Source organism: Aquibacillus kalidii, assembly GCF_014280935.1.
Classification (GTDB): Bacteria; Bacillota; Bacilli; order Bacillales; family Amphibacillaceae; genus Aquibacillus_D; species Aquibacillus_D kalidii.
Map to the genome: position 1 here is coordinate 61,688 of NZ_JACLZI010000011.1, position 18,237 is coordinate 79,924.

Here is an 18,237-nt window from a genome sequence, read left to right on the forward strand (position 1 = left end):
GCATTTAAGCAGCTCTTCTTTTTCATTTGGTTAACTGCCCTCTTACGTCGCGAGTTTTCTCTTTTAATTCTTTTTCACTTCGTTAACTGCCCCCTTACATCGCGAGTTTTCTCTTTTAATTTTTTTTCGCTTCGTTAACTGCTCCCTTACATCGCGAGTTTTCCCTTTTAATTCTTTTTCGCTTCGTTAACTGCCCTCTTACATCGCGAGTTTTCTCTTTTAATTTTTTTCGCTTCGTTAACTGCCCTCTTACATCGCGAGTTTTCCCTTTTAATTCTTTTTCACTTCGTTAACTGCCCCCTTACATCGCGAGTTTTCTCTTTTAATTTTTTTTCACTTCGTTAACCGCCCTCTTACGTCGCGAGTTTTTTCTTTTAATTCTTTTTCGCTTCGTTAACTGCTCTTTTGTCATTAGTTAAGCAACATTCCTTAAATATAATAACAATGTTGACCTTGTCCTTGCTGTTTCATTTCTTTTTGCAATACTCTCCGTATTGTTAACTTAGACTCTACCACATCACACCATTCAAAGATGCTATTTGTCGTTATCTTACGCTTAGGGAAAAGAATTTGAAATTCTCGTACACTGCGAATTATACCTGCATCAATTCTTTCGACATGTCCACATTTCTCACATAATAATTTTAGCCTCGGAAAAGCGGTTAATCCATTATGACATTCCGGGCATAAAATCCCCTTCCGCACCTCGGAATACTCATAATCTGGTAAGCGAGTGAAAGGAGATTCCTCTATGTGTAATGACAATAGTTTGGAAGCTAACTTCTCTTGCTTGGCACTAATCACGTTTCCGATTAAACCGTTATTTAATTGTTTTAAATAACGTGAAATTTGTGGATAGAATACAATTGGTGGGTCTATTGGAGCTTGGTATAGATAAAATTCGGGGTTAATAAAAATTAAATGAGATTCTATCAGAAGGTTGATTCGGAGAGATTGGAGTAATTGACGGAGCATTGCTTCACATCTTCTTAGCTGGTGGAGGGGGTTCTTGATTTCGGTGCCAGATTTTGAAAACCATTGCTCTCCTTGGGCATAAAAGTCTCCTTTGTAGTTTTTCACTTCAAACACTATAATTTTTTGTGGCGTTATTACTAGGGAATCAATCTGAAACATCGTACCATTATGCTCTAATAGGAGGTCGTTTAACACGATACTGCACTTACCATCTAACGCTTCAGACAATAACTTATCAAATTCACACTCCCCATCAAATCCTTGCAAACTATTTAAATAAGATTGTGCGTCTTTATCCATTAATTCAGATCTACTATCCAAGCACCCAAGCAATTCAAGTTCTTTTGGTTTTGAACGCATTTTTCTAATCATAGCCCACTTCCTTTCTTACCCTTACTATAAACCAAAATAAATAGGGTGCCAATTCCAATTTGGACACCCTAAAATTGATTATTTCTTCAGTTTTGCTAACGCTTCTGCTAATGCTGGGTTAGTGAATTCTTCATTTTGCTTCTTCAAATACTTATTAACATCGCGTTTTGTTGCTTTACTATTATTTTGATTTTTTTTGCGTTTGTTGAAGGTTGATAATTTTTCACGGTGACCACAGCTACAGGTGAACATTTGCCCTTCCCCTTCACCACGTAAATCAAGCTTCTTATGACAGTTCGGACAACGCGCATTTGTTTTCTTGGCAATGTTTTTCTTTTCTCCACAAGAACGATCTTGGCAGACAAGCATTTTACCATTTTTGTTGTTGATCTCGAGCATTAACTTACCACAGCTAGGGCATTTTGTTCCGGTAACGTTGTCATGCTTAAATTTAACATCAGTGCCTTTAATCTCTTGAACAACTGCTTTTGCATAACCTTTCATTTCCTTAATAAAAATATCTTTTTTCAGCTTACCCTCCGCAATCGCAGATAACTTTTGTTCCCACTCTGCTGTTAAGGATGGTGACTTCAAATCAGCCGGCACTAGATCCAGCAGCTGTTTTCCCTTTGAGGTAATAAAAATATGCTTGCCGCGTTTATCCATATATGCACTGTTAAATAATTTTTCAATAATATCCGCACGCGTTGCAACAGTACCTAATCCGCCTGTTTGATTCAACGTTTTCGCTAAATCTTTGTCCTCACTAGTTAAATATCGGGTTGGATTTTCCATTGCTTGTAGTAAAGCACCCTCGGTGAATCGTTCTGGAGGCTTTGTCTGCCCATTGGTTAGCTTCACATTAATTCCTGATAGTGACTCTCCCTTTGATAGTCCCGGTAAGGTCTGATCCTTCTCTTCTGAGTCATCATCATCGTATCGATTATTGTAGACTTCTTTCCATCCTTGCTTCTTAATTACTTTCCCTTTTGCTGTAAATGTTTCTCCACCAATATCGACAGCCACCGTTGTTTGCTCATACTCAAAAGCTGGTGACAATACTGCTAAAAACCGTTTAATAACTAAGTCGTAAATTTTTCGTTCTTTATCATTAAGGTCGGATAAAATAACAGCTTGTTCCGTCGGGATAATGGCGTGGTGATCGGAGACTTTTTTATCATCGACAAAGGACTTGTTCACTTTGATATCCGTTTTCACTAGTTTTCCAGCTACTTTCGCATATTGGTCGACTCCACACGCACGAAGACGATCCTTCAATGTTGGTACAATATCTGTAGAAATATATCTAGAGTCTGTTCTAGGGTACGTTAAGACCTTATGCTGTTCATATAACTTCTGCATGATTGATAACGTTTGTTTTCCAGAATAACCGAAAATACGGTTCGCATCTCTCTGTAATTCGGTTAAGTCATAAAGCTGTGGAGCAAAGCTTTTCTTGAACTTTTTATCAACAGATGCTACCACTGCGTCCTTATCCTTCACTTTAGCAAAAATCTTTTCGGCTACCTCTTTAGAGAAAATTCGTGTATCATTACTGGCACTTTTCCATGTTAAAGAGAATCCCCTATTCGTATCGGCTTTCAAACCATAATAGTCTTTTGGTTTAAATCCTCGGATTTCTTCTTCCCTTGCTGCAATCATAGCTAATGTCGGTGTTTGGACTCGTCCACTAGACAGTTGGGCATTGAATTTTGTCGTTAAAGCACGTGTCGCATTTAAGCCTACATACCAATCCGCTTCAGATCTAGCTACTGCTGACGCATATAGGTTTTCGAATTGTTTACCAGGCTTTAGTTGATTAAATCCATCTTTAATAGCTTTGTCGGTAACGGAGGAAATCCACAGTCTTTTAATTGGCTTATTTACCCTAGCCTTTTCGATAATCCACCTTGCAACTAGTTCCCCTTCACGCCCTGCGTCAGTAGCAATGACAATTTCAGATACATCTTTTCTTGTTAGTTGGGTTTTAACAGCACTAAATTGTTTCCCTGTTTTTTTCATTACAACTAGCTTTAAGTTTGGTGGAAGCATTGGTAACTCTTCTAGCTTCCATGTTTTATATTTATCGTCATATACCTCAGGGTCAGCTAACGTCACGAGGTGACCTAGCGCCCAGGTAACAATGTATTTTGATCCTTCAAAATAGCCATTGCCTTTTTTACTGCAGTTTAGAACTCTTGCAATATCTCTACCTACAGAAGGCTTTTCAGCTAATACTACCGTTTTACTCATATTATTCCATCCCTTTCGAAGGTTTGCTTCTATCACTTTATCACATTTTCTTCATAATAACGAAAATGGCACGTACTCATGAAAGCACGCACCACTAAATTAAATTAACAATGATTCATTTTCATATATATAGGAATAGCGGATATCAATAAACAGGAAGTACTGATCTGATAACGGAAAACTAAACGTACGGATCATTTCTCTCGTATCAATATCAGAATAAATATCTGATAACGTACCCCTATTCCATGTTTTCATGTTAATCATATTTTCAAGGAAATAGGGACGGAATGCCCAGTTTGAACCTTTCTTATCAGGTTCCACAACCCAATCCTCTTCTTGTTTTCGAAAGTTGGATGATATTTGTTGACCATTACTATCACATATATACATACGGAAACTTTCTTTATTAAAGTTGGCTGTCACCAGTTCGATAAAGGAATCCACTTTCTTATTACCAGACCATTGTGGAAGCATTGCCTTAATCCGCTCTTCCCAGTTTAAAACGTGAACCAAGCGTTGCTCTATTAACGATTTCTCACGTTGAATATATTCAGAAACTTTTTCCCCTATATTAACTGTTAGTTTATGCTCCGCTTGTATAGTTAACTCCGGCTTAGCGAGGTAATAACCTTGATAGTAACGCCCTCCATATTTCCATGCAAAATATAGCTGGAAATCATCTTCAATATATTCGAATAACATAGCCGCACCGATTCTTCGTGCTAGCATGGAGAGGGAGTACATGATATCTTGAAAACCATCTGAGTTATGGTTGCGAATGGTCCTTGTATCTATTTTTAAAATATGTGGTTCAAGCTGACGAATTCGGTCAATATTGGAACTCTTTGCACCAACTCGGTCAACGGCAATTTGTATTCCATAGGTTTTATAATAAAGAAGTAAATGATTGAGCGCTTCAAAGTCTTCATCAAAATCATGCTCCGTAACCTCTAGCACAATCCTGTCCATAGGGAAACCTTTTTCCTCATATAAGATAAGCATATTTAATAAATCCTCGCCGTCATTAACCATTAATTGCTTTGCATTACGGTTTATAAACAATAGCCCAGTCCTTTGTGATTCCAAAAAATCATTAATAGCGATTTCCAAAATGTGTTGATCAACCTCCACTTTAAATTCCTCGGGTACATCGGTATCAAGGAAAAAGTCCCCAAGGCTTATCAACTTTTCTCCGTCATCGTAACGACCAAGCACTTCGTATCCGATTACATTATGCCTAATAGCACTAATAACTGGTTGGTAAACTGGCTTAACTTTATGTAAATTACTCACTATGTCTAAAGGATCCATACGTCTCCCTCCTCTTAATCACTAAATTGTAATCAAAAATTTACAAAGCGTACTTCTATTATAAATCATGAAGAAATATGATGGCTATAATTAGGTAATTATTAGTTAATTTGTGTAAAAAATTCACTCATACATCTTACTGTAGCACACTTTCCTAGTAGAAAGGCATTCCTTGTTCATTCATTTGACATGAAATTTACAAAAATCATCTTGAAAAAATATAATGGGATGTATTATAGTATTCTTACAGTTTTCATAAGAAAATTGTCCACTATTAAATTGAAATATTAAATGCAATGTAAATCGTTCTTTTGAAAGAGGAATCTATAATTATTTGAAGTTAGGGTTTTTAACTGATAGATTATTATTATTTTGATAAATAAAGTATGTAAAGGAAACCTCTCTTGCTCTTCATTCGTAAAGAAGTTATACAGACTAGATCATAATGTGAGCAAATAATTTCAACTGTGATAAGGGTTTACAACAATTTTAGGAGGTCCCTAATTGGTATCAAAATTGCTAAGTTTCATCAAATTCGCTGCACCAAAAGTAGATCTTGTGCTAAATACGTCCGAGCTTAAAGCTGGAGAACAACTATCAGGTAAGTTTTTTCTAAAGGGCGGCTGGGTTTTACAAAAAGCTAAACGATTAGAGTGCGACTTTATTAGAGTTTGTCCTGGAAAAAAACCAGAAGTAATCGAGCCTGTTAAAACTTTACTAATGTCTAGATCGATCGAAGCAAATGAGAAAACGGAAATCTGCTTCACCTATCAATTACCAAAAGAATTACCACCAACATGCGCACATGTCTCTTATCGACTCCAAACGAAGCTTGTATTGGCCGATGATTCGAAACATACCGATCATGATGAAGTAATTGTAACTGCCTAACAAGGAATTAAATCTATACAGAGCATATAATTGTAAAAGCTGCTGATTATACAGCAGCTTTTTTAAAGTCTTTTAGTGTTGATGGTGGTGAGAGTGTGTTGCTTGCTCTTCTAATTGGCACATAATGGAATCATCATGTGGATGTTCATCACTTTCTAATTGGATCGTAACATGCCCAATTCCTTTGTGCTCCAATTGGTGCTCAATTTTCCTTAAAAGCGCTTGGCTTTCCTTCATGGTCAAGGTTTCTTTGACTACTGCATGACAGGACAGCGCATTTTGTCCACTTGTTATGCTCCACACATGTAAATCGTGAATGCTTATAATCCCATCTGTACTCTCTATGCATGTAACAATCTCATCGAATTCTACGTTGCGCGGAGTACCTTCCATGAGCACATGCACAGAATCCTTCGTAACACGCCATCCACTAATTAACACAAGAATTGCTACAACTACACTAGCAAGAGGATCTGCCCATCCCCAGCCAAAAAACATAATAAGTAATGCTGCTAAAATGGCCCCGACTGAGCCTAACATATCTCCGATTACATGTAGAAAAGCAGCTCTTACATTTAAATTTTCCTCTGTATCTCCTCTAAGTAAAATCCAGGCAACGATGACATTGACTAATAAACCTATTATACCTATAATTAACATTCCTGTTGAAGCAACTGCTGGTGGATCGATAAACCGCTGAAATGCCTCATAAAAAATATACCCTGCTATTACTACTAATGTGACCCCGTTAAATAATGCTGCTAAAATCTCGAAGCGTTTATATCCGTATGTTTTACTGTAACTTGCTGCTTTTTCTCCAAGTATAAAGGCAACTAACCCAACGCCTAAGGCAACAGAATCACTGAGCATGTGACCTGCATCTGATAGTAAAGCAAGACTATTGGTTAGAAATCCTCCAACTGCTTCAATGAGCATATATCCTGTTGTAATAATAAAACTAATGAAAAGTGCTTTTTTATTGGCACCGTGTGTATGATCGTGACCGTGGTCATGTCCCAAGAGAACGCCTCCCTTGTATTTTAATATATGAGTATATTATCATATATATAATCATCTGTTAAGGAATTATACAAAAACTTTAAAAATACAATCATTTAATTTTAAATGAATTCGCCTTTTAAGCTCTTACCATCCATCCACTTAACATGATTGATTGACAAATAGGACAGTATCTCTATAACATAACGATAACTAATAATATTGTCCTTTCAAAATGAGGTGATTAAAAGTGGATAAGTTCACAAATGAAAACAATATAAACGAACAAACATATAAAGATCTCGATGAGGAAACTCTATTTGTCGTATCACAATCGTTTAAAGCATTAAGTGATCCAACTCGAATTCGTATTCTCCATTTACTATTCACAAAAGAATTCTCTGTTAATGAGATTGCTGAATGTTTAAAGTTAAGGCAATCAACGGTTTCACACCAACTTCGATTTTTGAAAAACCTTCGATTGGTCAAATATCGTAGAGAAGGAACAACCTTATACTATTCTCATGATGATGAACATGTGATTAATATGCTAAAACAGACGATCGAACACGCTTTACATCATTAAGAAAAGTGCTAGCAGCCTTGCTCACCCCAAGACAAGCTTAGGACAAGCCTCGGCGTGGTTGTCTTAAGCTTATTGGAGAAACGCCCGGAGCTAGACATAAAAAAAGAGCTGCCAAAATTGTTTATTAAAACATTGGCGGCCCTTCTTGTTTTAGACACGAACGACAAGATAATCACCGTTTGTCATTTTGACCACGTCCGCTTTCAATGCTTTGGCGATATCTACTGTCATTTCTTTCGAATCTTGTTCTGTTTCTGCATAAAGAGAAAGGCACGAGCTTGCTAGTAATCGATTCTTATCCATTGTAATATAAGCAAGTATTTGATAATCAGGCTTCATCGATGACTCTCTACCCATTACTTTTCCCCCTTTAGATTTGTATTCATTACACTATGTGACTTTTTTGCACTTTCAATTAACGGGCACTTTTTCACGACTTCAATTAGGGAATCAATTTCCTGTTTAATAGGGATTAAGGCAATCACGACTCTTCCTTTTTCATATTCCTTTCGTGTAAAATGAAACCGTTTATTCCCTAATGCCCGAGTAGCTTCAAAAAGCGCTGCCTGTCGCTGTCCAAAGTTATCTAAATTAATACGAAAATGATCTTCCTTTGGATAAATAACAACAGCCATTCCTTCCTCTCGAAACATCTTTTCTGAGTTTTCGGTACCTAATAAGTTGCTAACATAAATATCATCTACATAAAGACTAGAATCTCTTATTTCTACCTTGCCTTCTTCCACATCCGCAATATCACCTATTGTCTTTCCTTTGGTAAATTGTTTCAGGCAATACAATGCAACAAATCCTACAACAATACCAATTGCAATATCTACCCACTGACTAATCGATAAGATCGTTATGGTTAAGGAAACCGTAAATGCTGTAATAAATGCTAGATAATTACGTGATTCAAATGTTTTAGCAATACCGTCAATATACGCTTCTCCACGATACGTATATTCCGTGTTCTCTAAGTCGGAGAGACTTTCCTTTTCCATTTTTCGAACATCTCTAAATTGCTGTAATGCTAACGTTAAAAAAGTTACGGCAATAAAATTCTTAGTCATTAAAGCAGGGATAGCTACTGCTCCAAGAGATGCTGCAACAAATCCAATAATAATATGAATTAAGAATCCATTAGGATAACTCGGGTACTGGCGGTAATCTTCCTTAAGTATCCACGCTCTCGCAATTGTTCCACATAAAATCGCCGTTACAATTACACTAAGCTCATCCATTGTTAAACTTTGTTCAGCCAATTGATCACTTCCCTAAATTAGATTTAATGATTGAAAGAACAGAGGAAATAATCCTCTGTTCACTATTAATTGATTTGGTTAGGGTTAGATTGCTGCTGGTTCATTTGCTGTTGATTCATAAATGCTTGATTCTGAACTGGATTAACAGGCATCATCGCAGCCTTTTGTTCTGCAATAGTTGCTTCAGGCGCACTCATCCACCCCATTTGCACCATAAAGGATTCATACTTTTCTGCAATGGTTGATTGTTGGATTCCCATTTGTGAATGTAGCTGCTTCACTTGTTTATCCTTCATATTTTCAGATGAATTGAAGTTCTCTTTTGCCATGGAACTAGCTGTAAAATGGGCATCCATTGCTATATCCTTCTCTTCCATAGACATTTGTGCAACATTAACATTAAGTTTAGGCATACCTGGTGGGAGTGGAGGCAGCGTCACTTGAATTTGATTAGGCTCAAGTAGTTGGTTCATTACTTGCATGTGATTTTTCATCATTTGAATTTGTTGCGTTATTATCGTACTTAGTTGTGGGTTCTCCAAATTACCAAGATATAATTCAAGGCGACTTATAACTGCCTTATGGGCCATTTGGTGATTTGCCATTAATCCTACATCGACTGACTTTAACATAAAAAGAACCTCCTGAAATCAAATTAAAACCATTATTAGGTTGTATCATTTTTCATAAATTATGATTAATAATTGTGATTTCGCTATTTATTCACTATTATAGAAAAATAATTATCACTGCTTGAAAGATTAGACACTAACTGTAAGTTCGGGGGATTAATGATGAGCAGACCAATTATAGGCATTTCAGGAAGTACACAAATAGATGAAGGAGGGCGCTTTCCAGGGAGTAAACGAGCATATGTTTATGAGGATTATGTTAGATCAACCGAAAGGGCAGGAGGGGTTCCTTTTATCTTACCTGTAATGAAAGATGTTGATAGTATTAAACAACAGGTAGCTGCTTTAGATGGAATCATTATTTCTGGTGGGGACGATGTGAACCCTTTAATGTATGGTGTGGAACCACATATTCTTCAGGGTGAGATTAACCCGGAGAGAGATGCGTTTGACGAACAATTAATAAAAGCAGCAGTTGAAGCAAATAAACCTATTTTAGCTATATGCCGAGGAATGCAAATTCTAAATGTTGTTTTTGGTGGGACACTTTATCAAGATTTATCTTATATAGATGGATCCTATATAAAACACGACCAATATTCTGGTCCGTCTTATCCTTCTCATTCTGTTTCGATTGAACCAGATTCATTTCTATACACCATTTTTGAGGATAAGGTCACGATGATTAATTCTTTTCATCATCAAGCTGTTAAGGATATCGCACATGGTTTTAAAGTAACCGCACGGGCTAAAGATCGTGTCGTAGAAGCGATCGAGAAAGACGACGACAGTAGCTTTGTAATTGGTGTCCAATGGCATCCTGAAATGATGACTGAAAGTAATTCACAAATGTTAGCGTTATTTGAAGCTTTAATAGGTAAAGCAAAATAATAGTTTGAGTCTAATAAAGTAAACGACTAGAATTTTGATTTTCACGCCTATTTTAAGCCATGATAATTATTAACATCACAAAAATACTGTCGAACAATAGTAATAGTTCCTAAAATACCCGCTTTCATTGACTTACAAGGCTAAATTGCTTAAACTAGGCTAGACTCAAGTCTTTTTTTTGGAGGAATAATTTATATATGTTACAAGCAACTAATGTTAGTTTACGATATGGCGATAAGAAATTGTTTGAAGATGTTAATATAAAGTTTACACCTGGTAACTGTTACGGACTAATTGGGGCAAATGGGGCTGGTAAATCCACTTTCCTTAAGATACTTTCTGGGGAAATCGAAGCCCAATCAGGAAATGTATCTCTTGGTAAAGATGAGCGCCTTGCTGTACTAAAACAGGATCACTATGCTTATGAAGAGCAAGAAGTATTGCAGACAGTCATCATGGGACACGAGCGTCTTTTTCAAATCATGCAAGAGAAGGATGCTATTTACATGAAGGGTGACTTCACAGAAGAAGATGGTATGAGAGCAGCGGAACTGGAAGGCGAGTTTGCTGAACTTAACGGTTGGGAAGCAGAATCAGATGCAGCTGTCCTATTAAAAGGACTTGGTATTGATGAAGGCCTTCATTCAAAGAAAATGGCTGATCTTAATGGTGGAGAGAAAGTTAAAGTTTTATTAGCTCAAGCCTTGTTTGGTAACCCTGACATTCTTTTACTGGATGAGCCGACTAACCACTTAGATATCTATGCAATTCAATGGTTAGAAGAATTTCTGATTAATTTTGAGAACACAGTTATTGTTGTTTCACATGACCGTCACTTCTTAAATAAAGTATGTACACATATCGCGGATGTCGATTATGGAAAAATTGAATTATATGTTGGTAACTATGACTTCTGGTATGAGTCTAGTCAACTAGCTTTGAAAATGGCACAAGATCAAAATAAGAAAAAAGAAGAAAAGATTAAAGAACTACAAAACTTTGTTGCGCGCTTTAGTGCGAATGCATCGAAATCAAAACAAGCTACATCACGTAAAAAAATGCTTGATAATATTACATTAGATGACATAAAACCATCATCTCGTAAATACCCATATGTAGCATTCACTCCTGGACGTGAGATCGGGAATGATCTGTTACGTGTCGAAGGTATATCAAAGACCATCGATGGACAGAAGGTTTTAGACAATGTTAGTTTAATTATGAACCCAAATGACAAGATCGCACTCGTAGGTAGAGATGAACTAGCTAAAACAACATTGATGCGAATCCTTATGGGTGAAATAGAACCTGATGAGGGTACTTTCTCATGGGGAGTTACTACATCACAATCTTATTTCCCTAAAGATAACTCCAAGTATTTTGAAAATGGCGATTTATCACTAGTGGATTGGTTACGTCAATATTCTCCTGAAGACCAAACAGAAACGTTCCTACGTGGTTTCCTAGGCAGAATGCTATTTTCTGGAGAGCAAGCATTGAAAAAGGCTAATGTTCTATCCGGTGGAGAAAAGGTTCGTTGTATGTTATCTAAGATGATGCTTAGTAACGCAAACGTATTATTACTAGATGAGCCAACTAACCACCTAGACCTAGAATCGATCACATCTTTAAACGATGGATTAATTAAATTTAAAGGCTCCATCCTGTTTACCTCTCATGACCAACAGTTTGTAAACAGTATTGCGAATCGTTTAATTGAAATTACTCCTAAAGGTATTATCGATAAAGAAATGAGCTACGATGAATACGTAGCTGATAAAAAGCTTCAAAAAGAAATATCAGAAATGTACGCTTAATCTATACTTTGCCGCAGTGGATTTTTTACACTGCGGTTTTTTTGTCTAGGTTCATCTAAGGTCGTTTGTTCTTTTCCCTTATTCTTTTTGATAGAAGTCCTTTTACGTCGCGGATTCACTCTATTTACTCTTTTCCACTTTATTAAACACAATACCGTTCAACTAACTATAGCTATCATGCACTTGTGACATTTATGTGAAAGTAATCACATTATACTTGTGAAATAATAAACATAATGGTATATTAAGTTTACAAACAAATTATGTGAATTAATTCACTATATATGTGAAATAATGAGCTTACGGAGGATGATAAAAATGAAAGTAGCAGTAATCGGATGTACACATGCAGGAACAGCAGCCATTTCAAATATTTTAAACCTTTACCCAAATGCGGAGATTGATGTTTTTGAAAAAAATAATAATGTATCTTTCTTATCTTGTGGAATCGCCCTATACGTAGGTGGCGTGGTGAATGATGCTAACGGTCTTTTCTATGCATCAGTTGATCAGTTTGAAAAACAAGGTGTCCGCATGCATATGGAGCACGAGGTTACAGATTGTAATATTAATCAAAAGCAATTGACAGCAAGAGACATGAAGTCAAATGTTACAACAACATATAACTATGACAAACTAATTATCACTTCTGGTTCTTGGCCTGTAACACCACCTATTCCAGGTTCTGATTTAGAAAATGTACTATTATGTAAGAACTTTGCGCATGCAAATGAGATAATTAAACGATCAGAAGAAGTAAAAAATGTAGTGGTAGTTGGTGCAGGTTATATCGGTGTAGAGCTTGTTGAAGCATTTCAGGAAAATGGGAAGAATGTAACATTAATAGATAGTGAAGAAAGAATTTTAAACCGTTATTTGGATAATGCTTTCACAGCACCGGTACAACAAACATTTGAGCAAAAGGGAATTAGTTTGGCACTTAGTCAAACAGTTTCTAAATTTACAGGTGAAAAGAAAGTAGAAACAGTTGTTACTGATAAAGGTGAATATAAAGCTGATCTTGTTGTCATGTGTATCGGCTTCAGACCGAACACGCAGTTATTCAAAGACCAAGTTGATATGTTAGGAAATGGAGCCATCATTGTTGATGAATTTATGCAAACAAGTGTAACAGACGTGTATGCAGCAGGTGATTGCTGTGCAGTAAATTATAATGCCACAAAACAACCCGCTTACATTCCTTTAGCTACAAATGCTGTAAGAATGGGAACATTAGTAGCACATAACCTAGTTAAACCTGTATTAGCACACCCAGGTACTCAAGGAACATCAGGTTTAAAAATATATAACCATAACATCGCATCCACTGGACTAACTGAAAGTGCAGCAATGTTAAACGGTATGACTGTGGGTAGTGCGTATATAGAAGACAATTACCGACCTGAATTTATGCCTGATAATGAGGTAATTAAAATGAAGTTAGTCTATGAGTTGGATACGCATCGTATTGTAGGAGCTCAAATTATATCTGATCAGGACTTTACGCAAGCAATCAATACCATTAGTGTAGGGATAGCTAACAATATGACTATTGAACAATTAGCATTAACTGACTTCTTCTTCCAGCCACATTACAATAAACCTGTGAACTTTATTAACCAGGTAGCTATGCAAGCAATGGCTAATCAAGCTAGTGGAACAAACGTAAAAGAAGCTGTAACAGTATAATATTGAACTAGAGTGTGATCCTCGTGGTTGCACTCTTTTTTTATAGGTCGCCTCCATCATCACCTCCATCTGTACCGCCTGTTTCAAACCAATCATTTAGTTCGTTAATCCCACCCTTTACATTCTCTTTCCAACTATCTAACCCACTCCCAGAACCTTCCGTTTTCCCCTCCGCAAATTGTTGAAAAGAAAAGCTCTCTAATGCTTGATCCCTATTTTTCCGAACAAGAAACATAACCAGTCCTATCAAGAGAATAGCTAAAGGAATAATAACAATCATTTCAATCCCCCCTTGGTAAAAGCTATGCTATGTCGAAAAAAATATAACTCAGAAGTGCTATTCTAATAGCACTCCATTATAATGGTAATACTGATAAAAATAGGAGGTACATAATGTCTAATTCAATCGTTCAATTCGCAGATACAATCAAGCAAATAAATCATTTAAAGTCTCTACCAACTGCTGTACTAGAGAAACCACTTGCAGATGGGAAATGGTCAATAAGAGAAATCATTGCACATATCATATATTGGGATAAATTTATTCTAAATGAGTTGGTCCCTCAAATGACAAATGAAAATGAATTACCTCCATTCCCTGATGATGACGAATTTAATGATAAGGCAGTTCGTTATTATGAAACATACAAAACACTAGACATATTAGAAGAGTTTGTCACCGTAAGAGAGAAGCTCATTAGTGAAATACAAAATTTAGAGCCTACTGTCACCTTTAAAGTTAAGAGATGGAACAAAACACTCACTCCTGAAAGCTTCATTAATATGTTTGTTTCTCATGATCAACACCATTTAAAGCAAATAAAAGAAGCCACATCAATCTAGTGCTTTAAATTTCTAACGACTCCTTTCATCTAATTGCCTGTGATATAACCTCTACCGATGGATCGTAATGTTATCCAGTTCATCCACTCCCGCTTTGTACAGCAAACGGAAAAAGGTAGTATATTCCGGTCCAGTCGTTGGTCGAGCGGAGGGTAGTTGACTCCTGAGGGAAATGTGATAGGTAAAACTCTAGATAACATGGCATGCTTTGATAGCATTATATCGCACGCAGAAAAAGGAACTGGTTTTCTTCCAACCAGAAATAAAATAGGACCAATCATGTGATTGGTCCCTTAGCTACATCACAGTTAATATACAAGCCTTAAAGCTTTGTTTTCTGTGACGGCCTAGCAGATTGAATTAGTTCCCGTATCGTATCGCGATCACCTTTATGTAATAGATCAACAATACGGCTTCCGACAACTACCCCATCACAGCTTTTCGTTAATTCCTCTACATGCTCCGGAGTTGACACTCCAAAACCAGCTAGAACAGGTGCATTTGATGTTTTTTGTAAGTCTTGTAAGTGCTGTGCTAAATTTTCCTTAAATGAACTTCTAACTCCTGTTGTACCAGTAACAGTCACTGCATATAGAAATCCTTCTGTTCTTTTAGCAATCTCTGCTAATCTTTCCTTTGTACTAGTTAAGGCAGCAAGACGAATTAATGCAATATCGTATTCACGAATGTCACCTACGATAATGGTCTCCTCTTCTAAAGGAAGGTCTGGAATAATTAGCCCGTCAACACCAGCTCGATCACAAGCCTGTGCAAATTCCTTTACACCATATGCATAAATTGGATTAATGTATGTCATTAACACAATTGGAATATTTCTAGACTCCTTTGTTTCAGCTAATTTATCTAATACCGATCGTAAGCTAACATTATTTTGAAGCGCACGCAATCCAGCTTCTTGAATGACAGGTCCATCAGCGACTGGATCTGAAAACGGAATTCCTAATTCAACTACTGTCGCACCACTCTCTTCTAAAAAATGTAGCTGCTCATCCAAGTTTTCTAATCCACCGTCACCTGCCATGATATAAGGAACAAATGCCTTATCACCATTTTCTAAGACACGCTTAAAAGCTTGATCCATTTTTTTCTTACCCATTTGCTTCACCTCCAAGTGCTTCTCTGACTGTTTCTACGTCTTTATCACCACGGCCAGATAGACAAATCACCATAGTTTCCTCTTTGTTCATTTTCTTAGCGAGTTTCATCGCATACGCTATAGCGTGGGAGCTTTCAAGCGCTGGAATAATACCTTCAGATTTTGATAAAACCTGCAGCCCTTCCAATGCTTCATCATCTGTAATGGAATCATATATAACGCGGTCAATTTCTTTGAAATGACTATGCTCTGGTCCAACTCCAGGATAATCCAATCCTGCTGATATAGAATGAGCTTCTTGAATTTGACCATTTTCATCCTGTAATAGGTAAGTCATCGTTCCATGTAAAATACCAACTTTGCCATGGTTCAACGTTACAGCATGTTTACCAGTTTCTACACCAGCACCCCCTGCCTCTACCCCGTACAACTTTACTTCTTTGTCATTTACAAACGGATAGAACATTCCCATCGAGTTACTACCACCACCAATACAAGCAACAACAGCCTCTGGAAGCTTGCCTTCCTCCGCTAAAATTTGTTTTTTCGTTTCTTCCCCAATACATGCCTGGAAATCACGAACAATTTGTGGGAATGGGTGTGGTCCAACGACGGAACCGATAATGTAATGAGTATCCTCTACATTACTTACCCAGTAGCGAAGAGCCTCATTAACTGCATCCTTTAATGTTCCACTTCCTTGTTCAACACTTTCCACACGAGCACCTAACAGCTCCATTCTGAAAACATTTAGTTTTTGACGACGAATATCTTCTTTCCCCATAAAAATGACACAATCTAGACCTAGTAATGCACAGACAGTAGCCGTCGCAACACCGTGTTGGCCTGCCCCTGTTTCTGCTACTACCTTCTTTTTACCCATGCGGACGGTTAATAAGGCCTGACCAATTGCATTATTAATTTTGTGTGCACCAGTATGGTTTAAGTCTTCTCTTTTTAAATAAATTTTTGGTCCACCAAGTAATTCAGAGAAACGCTCTGCATAGTAAAGTGGTGTCTCTCTTCCTACATATTGCTTTAAGTAATAATTTAACTCGTCTACAAAGGCTGGATCAGCCATTGCCTCTTTATATGCCGCTTCTAACTCAAGAACTGCTGGCATTAATGTTTCTGGAACAAATCTTCCACCAAAAGAACCAAAGTGTCCATCCTGATTGGGTTGCTGATATACTGACATCTAATCACCTTTCTCCACTTGCTTTGCCTCTTCTATAAAGGCTGCTATTTTTTGCAAATCTTTAATACCATCTGTTTCTACACCACTAGATACATCAATTCCAACTGGTCCTACTTCTGCAATAGCTTGTCGAACGTTGCCAACATGTAACCCGCCAGCTAAAATTACCTTTCCTTTTAAATCAGTTAATCCCTTTGCGAGGCTCCAATCAAATGCCTCTCCGTTTCCACCACGATACTTACCTGCTGGGCTATCTAACAAGAAATAATCACAAGAGTATTCGGTTAACTTTTCAAGGTCGCCTTTTTCTTTTATTTGAAAAGCTTTGATTATAGGATAACCAATTTGCTTACAAAATGCCGGAGACTCATCACCATGAAGCTGGACGTAATCCAATCCAACAGTACTCGCTATATCTCGAATGGTCTCCAATTCCTCATTAACAAACACGCCAACTTTTTTTATAGTGGTAGGAATATGGCTAGCAATCTCTGCTGCTTTATCTTTATCTATTTTCCTTTTACTTTTAGCGAAAACAAATCCGATATAATCGGCTCCGGAGGCAACGGCCTGCTTTGCAGCTTCAACGCTTGTAATTCCACATATTTTGACTTGCATGTTTACAGCTCCAGTCTTAATTGATCAAAAGTCTCTTGTAAATTGGAAGAACGCATCATTGTTTCACCCACCAAGATCCCTCGTACACCCGACTTTTTAATACGCTCCACGTCTTCTGTTGTCTTAAATCCACTTTCACTTATAAGCAACGTTTTATCGGTATCTACCATAGTAGCTAATTTTTCTGTAATCGCTAAGTCAACTTCGAAGGTTTTTAAATTTCGATTATTAATCCCGATGATGTTTGCACCTATTTCCTTTGCGATTGCCATTTCCTCTTCATTATGAACCTCAAACAGCACTTCCAGGTTGTAGTCTGTTGCATACTTATATAATTCTGCTAGCCTCTCTTTTGGCAGCGCAGCAGCAATTAATAATATGACATTTGCACCATAATCTTTAGCGCGATCAATTTGTATTTCGTCAACAATAAAATCTTTATTCAAAATTGGCAGACCTACTGCTTCTCGAACCGCTTGTAAATCCTCCATTGTTCCTTTAAAAAAAGGTTGATCAGTTAAAACAGATATTGTTCCTGCCCCGTAGTTTTCATATTGTTTCGCCTGTTCAACAGGATCGACTCCTTCATTAATAATTCCTTTTGATGGTGAAGCACGTTTAATCTCAGCGATGATATTCATCCGTTCCGATTGCATAAATGTTTCATACAAAGATACACTTAAGTTATCAACACTATTTTTCCCTGGTGTATAACTAATTTTCAAATGCGCAACTTCCTTGGCTTTTTCTAGTAAAATATCGTCTAAGATTGTCATA

At 37.1% G+C, this 18,237-nt stretch carries 18 protein-coding genes; 6 read left to right on the plus strand and 12 right to left on the minus strand.

The annotated features are described in order from the left end of the window. Window positions 1–429 precede the first annotated feature (429 nt). The 3 genes from H7K77_RS01470 to H7K77_RS01480 form a co-directional block, all read right to left on the minus strand. Window positions 430–1,347: a nuclease-related domain-containing protein gene (locus tag H7K77_RS01470; protein WP_186575941.1), complete on the minus strand. Its 918-nt coding sequence runs from the start codon at window positions 1,345–1,347 to the stop codon at window positions 430–432. 78 nt (window positions 1,348–1,425) lie between these two features. After that, window positions 1,426–3,600, minus strand: a complete 2,175-nt coding sequence (locus tag H7K77_RS01475; RefSeq protein ID WP_186575942.1) for a DNA topoisomerase III — start codon at window positions 3,598–3,600, stop codon at window positions 1,426–1,428. A 99-nt stretch (window positions 3,601–3,699) separates the two neighbouring features. Further along, entirely contained in the window at window positions 3,700–4,914 is a 1,215-nt protein-coding gene (locus tag H7K77_RS01480) for an EAL domain-containing protein (protein WP_186575943.1), read from the minus strand. Between the two features lie 504 nt (window positions 4,915–5,418). Between H7K77_RS01480 and H7K77_RS01485 the strand changes: the two genes are divergently transcribed. Further along, complete coding sequence (locus H7K77_RS01485; RefSeq protein WP_186575944.1) at window positions 5,419–5,805, plus strand: sporulation protein; 387 nt, start codon at window positions 5,419–5,421, stop codon at window positions 5,803–5,805. A gap of 72 nt (window positions 5,806–5,877) precedes the next feature. On the opposite strand, the gene H7K77_RS01490 is transcribed toward H7K77_RS01485, so the two are convergent. After that, window positions 5,878–6,825, minus strand: a complete 948-nt coding sequence (locus tag H7K77_RS01490; protein WP_186575945.1) for a cation diffusion facilitator family transporter — start codon at window positions 6,823–6,825, stop codon at window positions 5,878–5,880. A 229-nt stretch (window positions 6,826–7,054) separates the two neighbouring features. On the opposite strand from H7K77_RS01490, the gene H7K77_RS01495 reads away from it, so the two are divergent. Beyond that, a complete protein-coding gene (locus H7K77_RS01495; protein WP_328700991.1) occupies window positions 7,055–7,390 on the plus strand; it encodes an ArsR/SmtB family transcription factor in 336 nt (111 codons plus the stop codon). 150 nt (window positions 7,391–7,540) lie between these two features. On the opposite strand, the gene H7K77_RS01500 is transcribed toward H7K77_RS01495, so the two are convergent. From H7K77_RS01500 to H7K77_RS01510, 3 genes are all read right to left on the minus strand, one after another. Then, the gene (locus tag H7K77_RS01500) at window positions 7,541–7,747 is read right to left on the minus strand and encodes a capping complex subunit for YIEGIA (protein ID WP_186575946.1); all 207 of its coding nucleotides are present in this window, start codon (window positions 7,745–7,747) and stop codon (window positions 7,541–7,543) included. After that, window positions 7,747–8,634, minus strand: a complete 888-nt coding sequence (locus H7K77_RS01505; RefSeq protein WP_186575994.1) for a YIEGIA family protein — start codon at window positions 8,632–8,634, stop codon at window positions 7,747–7,749. The genes H7K77_RS01500 and H7K77_RS01505 overlap by 1 nt, the downstream gene beginning before the upstream one ends. Before the next feature lie 86 nt (window positions 8,635–8,720). Next, window positions 8,721–9,287 carry a hypothetical protein gene (locus tag H7K77_RS01510; RefSeq protein WP_186575947.1) on the minus strand — a complete coding sequence of 189 codons (567 nt, stop codon included), beginning with the start codon at window positions 9,285–9,287 and terminating at the stop codon, window positions 8,721–8,723. 162 nt (window positions 9,288–9,449) lie between these two features. Here H7K77_RS01510 and H7K77_RS01515 point away from each other — a divergent pair, with 162 nt between their 5' ends. The 3 genes from H7K77_RS01515 (at window position 9,450) to H7K77_RS01525 (ending at window position 13,684) form a co-directional block, all read left to right on the plus strand. Next, a complete protein-coding gene (locus H7K77_RS01515; RefSeq protein ID WP_186575948.1) occupies window positions 9,450–10,178 on the plus strand; it encodes a gamma-glutamyl-gamma-aminobutyrate hydrolase family protein in 729 nt (242 codons plus the stop codon). A 197-nt stretch (window positions 10,179–10,375) separates the two neighbouring features. Continuing rightward, entirely contained in the window at window positions 10,376–11,995 is a 1,620-nt protein-coding gene (locus H7K77_RS01520) for an ABC-F family ATP-binding cassette domain-containing protein (RefSeq protein ID WP_186575949.1), read from the plus strand. Window positions 11,996–12,313: 318 nt separating this feature from the next. Further along, window positions 12,314–13,684, plus strand: a complete 1,371-nt coding sequence (locus H7K77_RS01525; protein WP_186575950.1) for an FAD-dependent oxidoreductase — start codon at window positions 12,314–12,316, stop codon at window positions 13,682–13,684. Between the two features lie 40 nt (window positions 13,685–13,724). On the opposite strand, the gene H7K77_RS01530 is transcribed toward H7K77_RS01525, so the two are convergent. Further along, window positions 13,725–13,964: a hypothetical protein gene (locus tag H7K77_RS01530; RefSeq protein ID WP_186575951.1), complete on the minus strand. Its 240-nt coding sequence runs from the start codon at window positions 13,962–13,964 to the stop codon at window positions 13,725–13,727. 113 nt (window positions 13,965–14,077) lie between these two features. Here H7K77_RS01530 and H7K77_RS01535 point away from each other — a divergent pair, with 113 nt between their 5' ends. Further along, window positions 14,078–14,527 (plus strand): DinB family protein, encoded by a 450-nt coding sequence (locus H7K77_RS01535; protein ID WP_186575952.1) that lies wholly within the window; start codon window positions 14,078–14,080, stop codon window positions 14,525–14,527. Between the two features lie 322 nt (window positions 14,528–14,849). Here the strand turns inward: H7K77_RS01535 and trpA are convergent, their stop codons facing one another. The 4 genes from trpA to trpC are packed head-to-tail and all read right to left on the minus strand — an operon-like array spanning window position 14,850 to window position 18,236. Beyond that, entirely contained in the window at window positions 14,850–15,644 is a 795-nt protein-coding gene (gene trpA, locus H7K77_RS01540; protein ID WP_186575953.1) for a tryptophan synthase subunit alpha, read from the minus strand. Then, window positions 15,637–16,842 (minus strand): tryptophan synthase subunit beta, encoded by a 1,206-nt coding sequence (gene trpB, locus H7K77_RS01545; RefSeq protein ID WP_186575954.1) that lies wholly within the window; start codon window positions 16,840–16,842, stop codon window positions 15,637–15,639. Before trpB ends, trpA begins: the two co-directional genes overlap by 8 nt. Beyond that, window positions 16,843–17,460 (minus strand): phosphoribosylanthranilate isomerase, encoded by a 618-nt coding sequence (locus H7K77_RS01550; RefSeq protein WP_186575955.1) that lies wholly within the window; start codon window positions 17,458–17,460, stop codon window positions 16,843–16,845. It abuts the gene before it with no gap. A 2-nt stretch (window positions 17,461–17,462) separates the two neighbouring features. Further along, a complete protein-coding gene (gene trpC / locus H7K77_RS01555) occupies window positions 17,463–18,236 on the minus strand; it encodes an indole-3-glycerol phosphate synthase TrpC (RefSeq protein WP_186575956.1) in 774 nt (257 codons plus the stop codon). Between the last annotated feature and the right edge of the window lies 1 nt (window position 18,237).

Coding starts and splice junctions, on each gene's coding strand:
- H7K77_RS01470 (WP_186575941.1), bottom strand. CDS start 1,347: ATGATTAGAAAAATGCGTTCAAAACCAAAAGAACTTGAATTGCTTGGG.
- H7K77_RS01475 (WP_186575942.1), bottom strand. CDS start 3,600: ATGAGTAAAACGGTAGTATTAGCTGAAAAGCCTTCTGTAGGTAGAGAT.
- H7K77_RS01480 (WP_186575943.1), bottom strand. CDS start 4,914: ATGGATCCTTTAGACATAGTGAGTAATTTACATAAAGTTAAGCCAGTT.
- H7K77_RS01500 (WP_186575946.1), bottom strand. CDS start 7,747: ATGGGTAGAGAGTCATCGATGAAGCCTGATTATCAAATACTTGCTTAT.
- H7K77_RS01505 (WP_186575994.1), bottom strand. CDS start 8,634: ATGGATGAGCTTAGTGTAATTGTAACGGCGATTTTATGTGGAACAATT.
- H7K77_RS01510 (WP_186575947.1), bottom strand. CDS start 9,287: ATGTTAAAGTCAGTCGATGTAGGATTAATGGCAAATCACCAAATGGCC.
- H7K77_RS01515 (WP_186575948.1), top strand. CDS start 9,450: ATGAGCAGACCAATTATAGGCATTTCAGGAAGTACACAAATAGATGAA.
- H7K77_RS01520 (WP_186575949.1), top strand. CDS start 10,376: ATGTTACAAGCAACTAATGTTAGTTTACGATATGGCGATAAGAAATTG.
- H7K77_RS01525 (WP_186575950.1), top strand. CDS start 12,314: ATGAAAGTAGCAGTAATCGGATGTACACATGCAGGAACAGCAGCCATT.
- H7K77_RS01530 (WP_186575951.1), bottom strand. CDS start 13,964: ATGATTGTTATTATTCCTTTAGCTATTCTCTTGATAGGACTGGTTATG.
- H7K77_RS01535 (WP_186575952.1), top strand. CDS start 14,078: ATGTCTAATTCAATCGTTCAATTCGCAGATACAATCAAGCAAATAAAT.
- trpA (WP_186575953.1), bottom strand. CDS start 15,644: ATGGGTAAGAAAAAAATGGATCAAGCTTTTAAGCGTGTCTTAGAAAAT.
- trpB (WP_186575954.1), bottom strand. CDS start 16,842: ATGTCAGTATATCAGCAACCCAATCAGGATGGACACTTTGGTTCTTTT.
- H7K77_RS01550 (WP_186575955.1), bottom strand. CDS start 17,460: ATGCAAGTCAAAATATGTGGAATTACAAGCGTTGAAGCTGCAAAGCAG.
- trpC (WP_186575956.1), bottom strand. CDS start 18,236: ATGACAATCTTAGACGATATTTTACTAGAAAAAGCCAAGGAAGTTGCG.